Origin of the sequence: Enterobacter bugandensis (genome assembly GCF_900324475.1) — a bacterium.
Classification (GTDB): domain Bacteria; phylum Pseudomonadota; class Gammaproteobacteria; order Enterobacterales; family Enterobacteriaceae; genus Enterobacter; species Enterobacter bugandensis.
In genome coordinates, this window is record NZ_LT992502.1 from 1,200,238 (window position 1) to 1,213,837 (window position 13,600).

A 13,600-nucleotide genomic window follows, 5' to 3' on the forward strand; every position below is an offset into this window, starting at 1 on the left:
GACATGCGAAACGGGATCCGTTTTATCACCGTGGCGCTCTTTGCGCTTTGCACCCAGGCTCAGGCGGAAACCGCATTGGGCGAAATTAATATTCGGCTCTACGGCAATATTGTCGATTTCACCTGCGTGGCAGAGGGTAACGATAGCGACAAAACGGTCACGCTGGGCACCTGGCCCACGAAGCAACTCAACACCACAGGGAGCCGCACGCAGCCTATGCCCTTCACGCTGAAGCTGACCGGCTGTCCGCCCGGGGCGGCGTCCATTACGTTCTCGGGTAAGGCTGACGGGAGCAATAGCGGGTTGCTGGCGCTGAATGATGCCAGTACAGCGAGCCACGTCGCCGTCGAGATCAGGGATGCGGATAAAACGCGTCTGGCGCTTCAGCAGGCCAGCCAGCCGGTGACGGTTGATGCACAGGGGAATGCGACCCTATCATTTTATGCCAATTATATTGCCACGGCCGATAACCCTCAGCCCGGACGGGCTGATGCGGATGCTACCTTCATGATTAATTATAATTAGCACTGACCGCACTCCCTGCAGCTCGGATAAACTGCAGGGAGTGAATTCAGGTTATAGTAGCTCGTGCGCTTTGGCGTAATCTATTAATTCCACGATGCTTTGTACGCCAAGCTTGGAATAAATATTGGATTTGTGCGCACTGATGGTCTTATTGCTCAACAGTAACTGTTCAGCAATCTCCTTATTGGATAATCCATTCGCCAGATAACGTAATACCGTGACCTCGCGATTCGATAATGGCATATCCACTGCCATCCCTTTTCCCGAACCCATATGGTTTATAAAATTCAGCGTTTCCGACGGGAAAAAAGAATAACCCATCAGAATCATCTCTACGGCGTTGTAGATCTCACCCAAATCTTTTCGTTTACTGACGAAGCCGTTGGCCCCGGCGCGAATCGCACGACCCGCGTAAAATAACTCTGATTTAGAGGAGAGGAACAGAATCTTGATGTCTTTGTTTAAGTTTCTGATTCTCTTCAGTAAAGCGAAGGCGTCTGTGCCCGTAAGTTCGATGTCAAGGATCACCAAATCGATAGGATGATTACGAATACAGTCAAGAACTTCATGGCTATCGCCAGACTTAAGCTTGACTGTGATATTTTTATTTTTCTGTAGCAGGACCTCTATCGACATTCTGACGATAGGATGTTCGTCCATAATGATAACGGATGCCGGTTTCATTTTTAATGCCTCAGATTGTTAAAAGCGTTATGCAGAGTTTTGTAAAACTCTCGAAATGCCGGAAGGATATAAAGTGCAGATCCCTATACCGTAGTATTTCCCTGGAAAGAGCGAAAGCATCCTTGTTTACGTAATGAAAAGAACAGTGCCTCAGCGCGGTCATCTCATTTGGCTGGTGTTGGCAAAAAGATTTTTCTTATTCAGATTTGGTACGCATCTTATTATACAGAGTAAGTTTTTTCCGAAAACCCTGTAAATTAGTCTCCGCTTATTGGTTTGTATTATCTTCTGGATCTTAATGGCTATGTTTTTAAATTTAGCGGAAATATCCTGTTATCCCATTTACCGCATCTTTTCATCTTTATGTAATAACAAAAAATAACAGATGTCTCTTTATGTTGCGTAATTGTTAATAAAAAAGGCCGTCGATTCGGCGGGCGACCCAGGGTCAAAGAGGCGAAAAAGTGCCCTCGCAAGGTGTCAAACCTTCATCTGAAAGTGCTTAAGGCGCATCAACGTCACGCCATCATCGCGCAGGAGAACATGCTATCCACTTTGCTTTCCACTCCTGGAGAGTGAAGCGAAGCTGCTTGTTTTTACATCATTATCATCTTATTAACGCATTCTGCATTCACTTAACGGATGGAGGAAAGTGCTGCCTTTGGTTCATTCTGTGACATTTCACATGGTTCCGAAGCATAAATTAGGAATAGTTATAAAATCGAATACATTGTTAAAATTTAACCATTTAATAACATGCGTGGTAAGTAAATTCCTAAAGCGCTTTAGGAAATAAGAAGTTAGTGCGTAAGTTAAAACGTGCAGTCAGAGAGGTTATTAAGAAGGTGTAACAATTCCTGGCGATGGCTCAGCCCCAGCTTAAGCAGGATGCAGCTAAGACGATAGATAATGCGGCTATAGGGGCGATTCTGCAGAAGGGCAATCTGACGCAGCGTCTTACCGCGGGCAAGCTCCTGCAAAATGGGCCATTCATTGCGGGAAAACCAGTCTTTATCGGACCCCTGCGGTGGGCGGGCATCCATCAGGCTGTGTTGAAGCCCTGCCGCGTTCATCTGACGTTCCAGCACGTGAAAAGGCCCCGCCGCTTTGCAGAAGAGGCGGGTATCATAATTATCTGCCCGGACCAGTAGCCACGGCGTCAGGAAGGGGGGATACAGGCTATGCCTTCTTAACTGATCCAGTTGATCAATCAGCCCGGTGGAACGGCTTTCTACATCCACCACCAGACGCGCTGAAGGCCATTGTGCCTGAGCGCCGAGCGCATCATCCAGCGAGATATAGTCGCAACAGCTGCTCAGGGGAAACTGCCCATTGAGAAAACCGGTGCGCAGAAAATGATCCTCCGTGACCAGAATGATAAACGGAGCGTCGGTTTTTCGGGGCTGGCTGATGGACTGGCTCAAAAACTCGAGCCGGTCGAAAAAGGGGGGAGCAAAAGGTGAGCGCGTAAATCCCAGTGCATCACTTCCTGTACGCCGCCGCCGGTAACGGCGCACTGTCATTCGCATGGTCTCCCTCCTGGAAATGGCTCTTTAATCCTCCGGCCATGTCCAGGACGGCCAGTAATATCCCTGGCCGAGATCTGCGCCTGCCTGCAGTGCCCAGGTGCGATCGCGTTCAGTCTCAATACCTTCGATGAGCACGCTCCCGGCCAGCTGAAAGCAACGTGAAACCAGTTGCCTCAGCGCGGGTGTGGCGCGTAAACGCCAGAATGCGCCCTTATCAATTTTGATGCCGTTCAACGGTAATCGACAAAATAAAAACGGCTGAATGACCGTTTCGTCGATGTCATCCAGCCATATACTGTGCCCCTGTTCCCGGAGTTTCGACAGGTTTTGAATGACGCGCTGCTTCTGTGCGGCAGAGAAAGCCAGAAAGGCAGAGAGATCAACAATCTCGATATTCAGCGGCGTGTTTTTCAGATTGATGAGCCGCTGAAAAGACGCTGGCTCTGTCATAACGGTTATCGGCAGATTAATAAAAAGGTTATTACCGTGCGGCGTCTTTTTTAGTGCGGCAAGCTGCGCTTCAAGCAGCGTCATTGACCAGCCTGCCGACTGATGGCGAAAAAAATCCTCGCTGTGCTGCGTTTCGGACAGAATGCTAAGCACCTCCACGCCAACCTGACGCTGAGAGGTGAGGGCGACGACAGGCTCCAGTTTGATGCCGACGATGTCCTGAGAAATAAACTGTAATCGGGGGGGCGTATCGAACGGGTTGTGCGCTGTCACTCCATTGTCCTGTTGTCTGTCAGCCTCCAGGCGGCCGGGAAACCTTGCTCTAGTGTGACGAGCCGACGAGCAGGAAAACAGCAGGCGTTACTTAAATACAACTAAGCCTTTTCGCAGCGCTAAATTTTACGGTGAAACAGTGAGAAATGTTGAGAAAATAGCCGTATTTACAATCGGCTAGCGGTAATTGCCCCCGAAAACGGAAAAGGCATTGACTCACCTGACATTGACCGTATAATTCTTCGCGTTTCACCACCGCGAAGTTCACTCTTCTCAGTGCGCCCTTAGCTCAGTTGGATAGAGCAACGGCCTTCTAAGCCGTAGGTCGTAGGTTCGAATCCTACAGGGCGTGCCATTTAGAAACAGGCACTTACGCCAGTTTCAAACCAGCCTGATTTTCTCCTTGTGTCGTATTTGCGTCATGGTTGCCAAAATGGCCTCAATTTTCCGTGCGTGTTCACTTAAATGGTTCAGCGCAAGGTGAGCATCCCCTTTTATCACGCATTAACTTGAGCAGGATCCTGCAGAGATTTGCGCTTGCCAAAGCATAGATAATGCGTATAGTTCTCATTTGCATTGCAACCAATATATTCTAAGGCCCGTCCACGGGCTATTTTTGCGCGCACTTTCAAACGAGTTAACGATGAACAACACCAAAATGCACAAAACGCTGCTGGCGCTCGCCATTGGCGCGGTTACACATTCCGCCTGGGCGGCAGAGGATAAAAAAGAAGACACCATCGTTGTGCAGTCTGCACCTGCCGGCGACTTTAAACCCGGTGGCGACCAGCTGGTGCCGGCCTTCCTTGACGGGCAGGTGGCCAACGGCGGGCGAATGGGGATGCTCGGCCAGCAGAACGCCATGGACGTGCCGTTCAACATCATCAGCTACACCTCAAAACTGGTGGAAGATCAGCAGGCGAAAACCATTGCTGACGTGGTCGCCAACGACGCGGGCGTACAGTTTGTGCAGGGTTACGGCAACAGCGCGGAAACCTTCCGCATTCGCGGCCTGAAGTTTGACGGCGACGACATGACCTTCGGCGGCCTCTCCGGCGTGCTGCCGCGTCAGGTGGTGGATGCCCAGATGGTCGACCGCATTGAGATCTTCAAAGGGGCCAACTCCCTGATGAACGGCGCGGCAAGCTCGGGCGTGGGCGGGATGATTAACCTTGAGCCAAAGCATGCCGGGGAAACGCCGCAGGCGAAAGTGGGCGTGGACTACACCTCTGATTCCCAGATTGGCACCACGCTGGATGCGGGGCGTCGCTTTGGCGATAACGACCAGTTCGGCGCGCGCGTGAACCTCGTGCATCGTGAAGGGGAAACCGGCGTACCGAACGACCGCCGCCGCACCACGCTGCTCTCCACCGGCCTGGACTACAAAGGCGACCGCTTCCGCACCTCGCTGGATCTGGGCTATCAGAAGAAAACCTTCCACGGCAGCCCGACCAGCGTCAACATCTCGGCGGTGGACTTCGTGCCTGAACCGCCGAAAAACGATCGTAACTTCTCGCAGAAGTGGGCCTACAGCGATATCGAAAACGAGTTCGGGATGTGGCGCAGCGAGTATGACATCACCGACAGCTGGACCGCCTATACCGGCCTGGGCGCGCAGCACGCGCATGAAGAAGGGATCTACAGCGCGCCGAAGCTGGTGGACAAGAGCGGCAAGGCGACGGCCAGCCGTCTGGATACCAATCGCATCAGCGATTCCGTCAGCGGGATGGCGGGCATTCGCGGCAACTTCAACACCGGCTTCGTCTCGCACAAGGTCAACGTCGGGTACTCCGCAATGACCAAAAACGAAAAAATCGCCTGGAAAATGTCGGCGGCGAAGGATAACCCGACCACCAACATCTACCACAACACCGGCGTGGATATGCCGGACAGCACCAACTTCAACGGCTCCGGCGGTAAATACAGCGATCCGCTGACCAGCGGGCGCACCCGCACCCAGGGCTGGCTGCTGAGCGATACCCTGGGCGTGTTTGATGACAAGCTGCTGTTCACCGCAGGCGCGCGCCATCAGAAAGTGGTCGTTCGCGGGTATAACAAAATTACCGGCGCAGAGAACGACGCGGACGGCTTCGACGGCAGCCGCTGGATGCCAACCTACGGCGTGGTTTACAAACCGTGGGAAGAAATTTCCCTCTACGCCAACCACACCGAAGCGCTGCAGCCGGGCAAAACCGCACCTAACACCGCCACCAACTACGGCCAGAGCACCGGCATCGTTCACTCTAAGCAGAACGAAGTGGGCGTGAAGGCGGACTTCGGGCGCGTGGGCGGCTCTCTGGCGCTGTTTGAGATTAAAATGCCCTCGGCGATCCTCGATGCTAACAATCACTACGGCCTGGACGCTGAACAGCGCAACCGTGGCGTGGAGCTGAACGTCTTCGGCGAGCCGATGCTCGGGATGCGTCTGAACGCCAGCGCCACCTGGCTGCAGGCGGAGCTAACCAAAACCAAAAACGGCGTGAACCAGGGCAACGATGCAATTGGTATTCCGAACTTCTACGCCGTGCTGGGCGCGGAGTACGACATCAAGCCGGTTGACGGCCTGACAGCGACCGCGCGCGTGAACCACTCCGGCACGCAGTATGCCGACCTCGCGAACAGCAAAAAGCTGGATAGCTACACCACGCTGGATCTGGGCATGCGCTATCGCTTCGCGGTGAACCACAACGCAAACCAGATGACCGTGCGCGCGGGCATCGACAACGTGACCAATGAGAACTACTGGGCCAGCGTGGACGATTCCGGTACCTACATCACTCAGGGCGAACCGCGTACCTTTAAGGTCTCGGTGGGCTACGAGTTCTAAGCGTTCCACCTCGTTATCCGGGGCACGGATGCCCCCATCCTTCCGTCATCGTGTTATAAAATTGTAATAAAAGCTTCTTACACTGGTCGCCAACTCTTTTACCTCTTGGCCAATGACAGGAAGCCGCTATGGGCAGACCCCTCAAATCCGTTTTTAAAAAAGAACATCGCGACGACATCGCTAACCGCAGCGCAAACCCGGTATTCTCCGAGGTGGCGGAGGTGTTCCTCTCCCGCCGCCGTTTTCTCCAGATGGGGGCCGTTGCGGGGGCCGCCGTATCATTCCCGTTTCTGATCAAACCTGAGAACGCCATTGCCGCGGTATCGAAGCCTTCCGCGCTGGCAAAAGCGGTTTCCCTGGGCTTTACCAGCATCGACGTCTCCACCGAAGATACGGTCAGGGTGCCGGAAGGCTATATTGCCCGCCCGTTCTATCGCTGGGGGGACCCGACGGGGATCAAAAACAACATGCCAGCCTTTAAGCCGGACGCCAGCAACACTACGGATGAACAGGCCGTGCAGGCGGGCATGCACCACGACGGCATGGCGTGGTTTAGCCTGCCGCAGGGGGAGCAAAACCCGGAGCATGGCCTGCTGGCGATGAACCATGAATACATCGACAACGGGATGCTGTTTACCGACGGTACGGCGAACTGGAGCCTCGACAAGGCCCGCAAGGGGCAGAACGCGATGGGCGTGTCGGTGGTGGAAGTGAAAAAAGCGGGCAGCGACTGGCAGGTGGTACGCCCGTCTTCATATGCCCGCCGCATCACCGTCAATACGCCGATGCAGCTTACCGGCCCGGCGCGGCATCAGGACTTAATGAAAACCGCCGCCGACCCGCAGGGGGAACGCGTGCTGGGCACCATGCAAAACTGCGCTAACGGCCACACGCCGTGGGGCACCTATCTCACCTGCGAGGAAAACTGGTCGGATATTTTTGTCAAAAAAGCCGATCTCAATCCGCTGGAAAAACGCTACGGCATCAGCGACAGCGATGAATCCTACCGCTGGAACGAGGTGGACGAGCGGTTCAGCGTCGATAAAACCCCTAACGAACCCAACCGTTTCGGCTGGGTCGTGGAGATCGATCCTTACGACCCGACCTCTACGCCACGCAAGCATACCGCGCTCGGTCGCTTCAAGCATGAGGGGGCTGCCGTCACGCTCGCCGCTGATAATCGCGTGGTGGTCTATATGGGTGACGATCAGAAGTTTGAGTACATCTATAAGTTTGTCTCGGACAAAAAATACGATCCCGCGAACCGTGAAGCCAATATGCAGCTGCTGACCTCCGGCACGCTGTACGTCGCCAGGTTCAACGAGGACGGGAGCGGAGACTGGCTGCCGCTGATCTTCGGGCAAAATGGCCTGGATAAGAGTAAAGGGTTTGAAAGCCAGGGCGATCTGCTGATTAAAACCCGCCTGGCGGCCGACGCGGTGGGGGCGACCAAAATGGATCGCCCCGAATGGATAGCCGTCGATCCGCACGCCAGCGGCAGCGTCTACTGTACGCTCACCAACAACAGCGATCGCGGGAAAGAGGGGAAAGCGCCGGTGGATGCCGCCAACCCGCGCGCCAACAACGTGTTTGGGCATATCATGCACTGGCACGAAGACGGCGCGGACCCTGCTGCCGCACGCTTTAAGTGGGATATTCTGGTCATGGCCGGACGCACCGACGGCGACGATCCGAAGGCCAAAGGCTCCATGCAGGGCGCGGCATTCGGCAGTCCGGACGGACTCTCTTTCGATCATCAGGGCGTCCTGTGGATCCAGACCGACGTCTCCTCCAGCACCATCAATAAGAAAGCGTACGAGGGAATGGGCAATAACCAGATGGTGGCGACCATTCCGGGCACCAACGAGTATCGCCGTTTCCTGACCGGGCCGCGCGGGTGTGAGATCACCGGCATTGCGTTTACGCCGGACAACCGCACGCTGTTTATCAACATTCAGCACCCAGGGGAGGGCGGGGATGATATTACCGACCCGGCCAATCCTCGCGCCGTCTCTAACTGGCCGGACGCCAGCCCGAACGGACGCCCGCGATCGTCCACGGTGGTGATCGTGAAAGCGGACGGCGGAATTATCGGGTCGTGACGTTTATCCGCCGGGCGCACGCGCTGGCCCGGCGTTAAGCTTGCTACCACCAGCATGAAGTGTTAAAACGTGCCCCTTCTAAAAAAGAGACAGGGGTAGGGCGTGAAAGACGCGTCATCCGCTTCAGGCCATGGTCGCGCTGAAGCCTCGTCGGATCAGAATCCGACGCTGCAACGTGGTTTGCAAAATCGACATATTCAGTTAATTGCCCTCGGCGGCGCAATCGGTACCGGGCTGTTTCTCGGCATCGGCCCCGCCATTCAGATGGCCGGCCCGGCGGTTCTGCTGGGTTACGCTATCGCCGGGATTATCGCCTTCCTGATCATGCGCCAGCTCGGCGAGATGGTCGTTGAAGAGCCGGTGTCAGGCTCCTTCGCGCACTTTGCCTATAAATACTGGGGCCCGTTCGCAGGCTTCCTCTCCGGCTGGAACTACTGGGTGATGTTCGTGCTGGTGGGGATGGCGGAGCTGACCGCCGCCGGCATCTACATGCAGTACTGGCTGCCGGACGTGCCCACGTGGATCTGGGCGGCGGCCTTCTTCATCATCATTAACGCCGTTAACCTCGTCAACGTGCGCCTGTATGGTGAAACCGAGTTCTGGTTTGCGCTGATCAAGGTGCTGGCAATTATCGGCATGATCGGCTTTGGCCTGTGGCTGCTGTTCTCCGGCCACGGCGGCGAGCGGGCCACTATCGACAACCTGTGGCAGCACGGCGGCTTCCTGGCGACCGGCTGGAAAGGGCTCATCCTCTCGCTGGCGGTGATTATGTTCTCCTTCGGCGGTCTGGAGCTGATTGGCATTACCGCGGCCGAAGCGCGCGATCCGCATAAAAGCATTCCGAAAGCGGTCAACCAGGTGGTGTACCGTATTCTGCTGTTCTATATCGGCTCGCTGGTGGTGCTGCTGGCGCTCTATCCGTGGGTGGAAGTGAAGTCCGACAGCAGCCCGTTCGTGATGATTTTCCACGATCTCAACAGCAACGTGGTGGCTTCGGCACTGAACTTCGTCATTCTGGTGGCCTCTTTGTCGGTGTACAACAGCGGGGTCTACTCCAACAGCCGTATGCTGTTTGGCCTCTCCGTACAGGGCAACGCACCGAAGTTCCTTACCCGCGTCAGCCGCCGCGGCGTGCCGGTCAATTCGCTGTTCCTTTCCGGCGCGATTACGTCTCTGGTAGTGCTAATTAACTACCTGCTGCCGAAACAGGCCTTTGGCCTGCTGATGGCGCTGGTTGTGGCGACGCTGCTGCTGAACTGGATCATGATCTGCCTGGCGCACCTGCGTTTCCGCGCGGCGATGCGCCGCAAGGGGCGCGAGACGCAGTTCAAAGCGCTGCTCTATCCGGCGGGGAACTACCTCTGTATCGCGTTCCTGGCGTTGATTCTGGTGCTGATGTGCACCATGGATGAGATGCGACTTTCAGCAATGCTGCTGCCGGTATGGGTGGTGTTCCTGTTTATCGCGTTTAAGCTCTCACGCAAAAAGTAGCCCGTTTTTCTCCCTCTCCCTGTGGGAGAGGGCCGGGGTGAGGGCAACAGACCGCACCAAACCAGACCGCACCTGCCTTCACGCCCGGTGGCGCTGCGCTTACCGGGCCTACAAAACACTGCTTCATCTTTATCGTGACCCCCCTCCCAAATCTTCTACGATCCACAGGATCTTTATTTTGTAATCGATTACTTTTCATTTGAGTTGTTTTGTAATCGATTACTTTTTCCGGGTGAGGCTTATCATGGTGTCAACTGAAAGTAGTGAAAAGGCGATAGTGCAGCACCGGCTGCTGGTGCCGCGGCTGTCGCTGATGATGTTTCTGCAATTTTTTATCTGGGGTAGCTGGTCGGTCACGCTCGGCCTGGTGATGACCCAGCACAACATGTCTCTGCTGATTGGCGATGCCTTCTCCGCCGGGCCCATCGCCTCGATTCTTTCGCCGTTCGTGCTCGGGATGCTGGTGGACCGCTTCTTCGCTTCGCAGAAGGTGATGGCGATGATGCACCTCGCGGGCGCGGCGATCCTCTGGTTCGTGCCGGGGGCGCTGATTGCCGAGAACGGCGCGCTGCTGATTGGCCTGCTGTTTGGCTACACGCTCTGCTACATGCCGACGCTGGCGCTGACCAACAACATCGCGTTCCATAGCCTGGCGAACGTGGATAAAACCTTCCCGGTGGTGCGCGTGTTCGGCACCATCGGCTGGATCGTGGCGGGCATTTTCATCGGCGTCACCGGCGTGGCGTCCAGCGTTACCATCTTTAAGGTAGCGGCGGCCAGCTCCGTGCTGCTGGCGCTTTACAGCCTGACGCTGCCGCACACGCCTGCGCCCGCGAAAGGCCTGCCGGTGAAGGTGCGCGATCTCTTCTGCGCGGATGCCTTTGCGTTGCTCAAAACCCGCCACTTTTTCGTCTTCTCCGTCTGCGCGATGCTGATCTCCGTCCCGCTCGGCACCTATTACGCCTACACCGCCTCGTATCTGGCGGATGCAGGAATTGCCGACGTCAGCACCGCCATGTCCTTCGGGCAGATGTCCGAGATCTTCTTCATGCTGGTCATTCCGCTGCTATTCCGCCGCCTGGGGGTGAAGGTCATGCTGCTGATCGGCATGCTGGCGTGGTTTGTGCGCTACGCCATGTTCGCGCTGGGCGTCAGCGAGGAGGGGCGCATTCTGCTGTATCTCGGCATTCTGCTCCACGGCGTCTGCTACGATTTCTTCTTTGTCGTCGGCTTTATCTACACCGACCGGGTGGCAGGCGAAAAGGTCAAAGGCCAGGCCCAGAGCATGATCGTGATGTTCACCTACGGCATCGGCATGCTGCTTGGCTCGCAGATTTCCGGCGCGCTCTATAACCGCCTGGTGGCAGGGCAGACCGTGCCGCAGGCGTGGGTGACATTCTGGTGGATCCCGGCGGTAGCGGCCGCGGCGATCGCGCTGATTTTCCTTCTCACGTTTAAGTATGACGATGACAAGGCGTAACGTTCAGGAGGTGGTATGAGGACGATGAAAGGACCCGGCATTTTTCTGTCGCAGTTTATTGGCGCAGAAGCGCCGTTTAATTCGCTCGACGGGCTGGCTGAATGGGCGGCAGGTAAAGGTTATAAGGCGGTGCAGATCCCCTGCAACCATCCGCACATCTTTGACGTCGAGAAAGCGGCGGAGAGCCAGGCCTACTGCGATGACATCGCCGCTACGCTGGCCGCGCACGGGCTGGTCATTAGCGAACTGTCTACCCATCTGGAAGGGCAGCTCGTGGCGGTGAACCCCGCCTACAGCGACGCGTTTGACCACTTCGCGCCCGCCGCCGTGCGCGGTAACGATGCGGCCCGTCGGGCGTGGGCCACGGAGAAGCTGAAGCAGGCGGCGGTCGCCTCGGCAAGATTAGGTCTGAAGGCGCACGCCACCTTCTCCGGCTCGCTGGCGTGGCCGTTTTTCTATCCGTGGCCGCCACATAACGAGCAGCGTTTTCAGGAAGCGTTCGAGGAGCTGGCAACCCGCTGGCGGCCAATACTGGATACCTTTGGCGAGCAGGGGGTGGACGTCTGCTTTGAGCTGCATCCCGGGGAAGATCTGCACGACGGCGTGACCTTCGAGCGTTTTCTGGCGCTGGTGGATAACCATCCGCGCTGCAACATCCTCTTTGATCCGAGCCATATGCTGCTCCAGCAGATGGACTATCTGGCCTTTATCGACATCTTCCATGCGCGCATCAAGGCGTTCCACGTGAAGGATGCCGAGTTCCGCCCCAGCGGGCGCAGCGGCGTGTACGGCGGCTACCAACCGTGGATCAACCGCGCCGGTCGCTTCCGTTCGCCCGGTGACGGGCAGATCGACTTTAAGGGCATTTTCAGCAAGCTGACCCAGTACGACTACGACGGCTGGGCGGTGCTGGAGTGGGAGTGCTGCCTGAAGGACGGCGATACCGGCGCGCGCGAAGGCAGCGAATTTATCCGCCGCCATATCATTCCCGTTTCCGGACGGGCGTTTGACGATTTCGCCGCAGGGGGCAGCCATGATTAACGTCGGGATCGTCGGCAGCGGGTTTATTGGCCCGGCACATATCGAGGCGCTCAGGCGCCTCGGGTTTGTTCAGGTGGCCGCGCTGTGTGACGGCTCGCTCGTTAAGGCGCAGGAAAAGGCGCGCCTGCTAAACGTACCGCACGCGTACGGCAGCGTTGAGGAACTGCTCGCGCACCCTGATTTGCACGTAGTGCACAACTGCACGCCGAACCACCTGCACGCACAGATTAACCGCCAGATCCTGCGCGCGGGCAAACACGTGTTTTCCGAAAAGCCGTTGTGCATGACGTCTGAGGAGGCGCGCGAGCTGGTGGCGCTGGCGGAGCAGGCGGGCGTGGTGCATGGCGTGAGCTTCGTCTATCGCCAGTTTGCGATGGTGCGTCAGGCGGCGAGCATGCTGCGCGCAAGCAGCCTCGGGCGGATTTTTGCCTCACACGGCAGCTACCTACAGGACTGGATGCTGCTGGAAACCGACTACAACTGGCGGGTGGATGCCGCGCTCGGCGGCGCATCGCGCGCGGTGGCGGATATCGGCTCCCACTGGTGCGACACGGTGCAGTTCGTCACCGGGCGGCGCATTACCGAGGTGATGGCGGATCTCTCCATCGTCTGGCCGACGCGCAGGGCCAGCAAGGGCGGGAATCAAACCTTCTCCCATGACGAACAGGCGGAGTATGAAGACAAACCGGTCACGACCGAAGACTTCGGCTCGGTGCTGTTCCGCTTTGACGACGGCAGCAAGGGTTGCTTTAGCGTCTCGCAGGTGAGCGCCGGGCGTAAAAACCGCCTGACGTTTGAGATCAACGGCAGCGAGCGCTCGCTGGCGTGGGACCAGGAGGTGCCGCAGCAGCTGTGGATCGGCCATCGTGCGCAGGCAAACCAGACGCTCACCGACGATCCGGGGCTGATGAACCCTGACGTTGCCGACAGCGCCCATTTCCCCGGCGGGCACATTGAAGGCTGGCCGGATGCCTTCAAAAATATGATGGCGCAGTTCTACCGCGCCGTGCAGGCGGGCGCAATGCCGGAGACGCCGCAGTTTGCGACGTTTCACGATGGCGCAAACGTGATGTATATCATTGATGCCATTGTGAAAAGCCATCAGCAGCAGCGCTGGGTGCGCGTGGAATGCTGACGCATTGCCCGGTTCGCCGGGCAACAAATTTATGGTAGCCTGCACAAAACGCTAACCGCAGGA

The 13,600-nt window shown here is 56.8% G+C and carries 10 protein-coding genes, 1 tRNA gene and 1 pseudogene; 8 read left to right on the plus strand and 4 right to left on the minus strand.

Going from position 1 to position 13,600, the window contains the following annotated elements; genetic code table 11:
- Positions 1–3 precede the first annotated feature (3 nt).
- Positions 4–525, plus strand: coding sequence for a fimbria assembly protein (gene sfmF / locus DG357_RS05750; RefSeq protein WP_028012231.1), 522 nt, complete (start codon positions 4–6; stop codon positions 523–525).
- A gap of 51 nt (positions 526–576) precedes the next feature.
- Here sfmF and fimZ read toward each other — a convergent pair whose 3' ends face one another.
- The 3 genes from fimZ to DG357_RS05765 form a co-directional block, all read right to left on the minus strand.
- Positions 577–1,209: a fimbria biosynthesis transcriptional regulator FimZ gene (gene fimZ / locus DG357_RS05755; protein ID WP_088205206.1), complete on the minus strand. Its 633-nt coding sequence runs from the start codon at positions 1,207–1,209 to the stop codon at positions 577–579.
- Between the two features lie 812 nt (positions 1,210–2,021).
- Positions 2,022–2,738 carry a helix-turn-helix transcriptional regulator gene (locus DG357_RS05760; protein WP_028012233.1) on the minus strand — a complete coding sequence of 239 codons (717 nt, stop codon included), beginning with the start codon at positions 2,736–2,738 and terminating at the stop codon, positions 2,022–2,024.
- 24 nt (positions 2,739–2,762) lie between these two features.
- Positions 2,763–3,461 (minus strand): EAL domain-containing protein, encoded by a 699-nt coding sequence (locus DG357_RS05765; protein WP_049001006.1) that lies wholly within the window; start codon positions 3,459–3,461, stop codon positions 2,763–2,765.
- A gap of 278 nt (positions 3,462–3,739) precedes the next feature.
- Here DG357_RS05765 and DG357_RS05770 point away from each other — a divergent pair.
- Positions 3,740–3,816 (plus strand) — tRNA-Arg (locus DG357_RS05770).
- A gap of 15 nt (positions 3,817–3,831) precedes the next feature.
- Here DG357_RS05770 and DG357_RS22930 read toward each other — a convergent pair.
- A pseudogene (locus DG357_RS22930) lies at positions 3,832–3,950 on the minus strand (hypothetical protein); the annotation flags it as partial.
- A gap of 154 nt (positions 3,951–4,104) precedes the next feature.
- Here DG357_RS22930 and DG357_RS05775 point away from each other — a divergent pair.
- The 6 genes from DG357_RS05775 to DG357_RS05800 all read left to right on the plus strand — a co-directional run bounded on the left by DG357_RS05775 (position 4,105) and on the right by DG357_RS05800 (position 13,537).
- On the plus strand, positions 4,105–6,288 hold the full coding sequence (locus DG357_RS05775) for a TonB-dependent receptor (RefSeq protein WP_088205205.1): 2,184 nt from the start codon (positions 4,105–4,107) through the stop codon (positions 6,286–6,288).
- Positions 6,289–6,416: 128 nt separating this feature from the next.
- Positions 6,417–8,390 carry a PhoX family protein gene (locus tag DG357_RS05780; RefSeq protein WP_088205204.1) on the plus strand — a complete coding sequence of 658 codons (1,974 nt, stop codon included), beginning with the start codon at positions 6,417–6,419 and terminating at the stop codon, positions 8,388–8,390.
- A 102-nt stretch (positions 8,391–8,492) separates the two neighbouring features.
- Positions 8,493–9,881: a phenylalanine transporter gene (pheP, locus tag DG357_RS05785; RefSeq protein ID WP_047367642.1), complete on the plus strand. Its 1,389-nt coding sequence runs from the start codon at positions 8,493–8,495 to the stop codon at positions 9,879–9,881.
- A gap of 244 nt (positions 9,882–10,125) precedes the next feature.
- Positions 10,126–11,361, plus strand: coding sequence for an MFS transporter (locus DG357_RS05790; protein WP_088205203.1), 1,236 nt, complete (start codon positions 10,126–10,128; stop codon positions 11,359–11,361).
- A gap of 15 nt (positions 11,362–11,376) precedes the next feature.
- Entirely contained in the window at positions 11,377–12,402 is a 1,026-nt protein-coding gene (locus DG357_RS05795) for a sugar phosphate isomerase/epimerase family protein (protein ID WP_088205202.1), read from the plus strand.
- Positions 12,395–13,537: a Gfo/Idh/MocA family protein gene (locus DG357_RS05800; protein WP_088205201.1), complete on the plus strand. Its 1,143-nt coding sequence runs from the start codon at positions 12,395–12,397 to the stop codon at positions 13,535–13,537. The genes DG357_RS05795 and DG357_RS05800 overlap by 8 nt, the downstream gene beginning before the upstream one ends.
- Positions 13,538–13,600 lie beyond the last annotated feature (63 nt).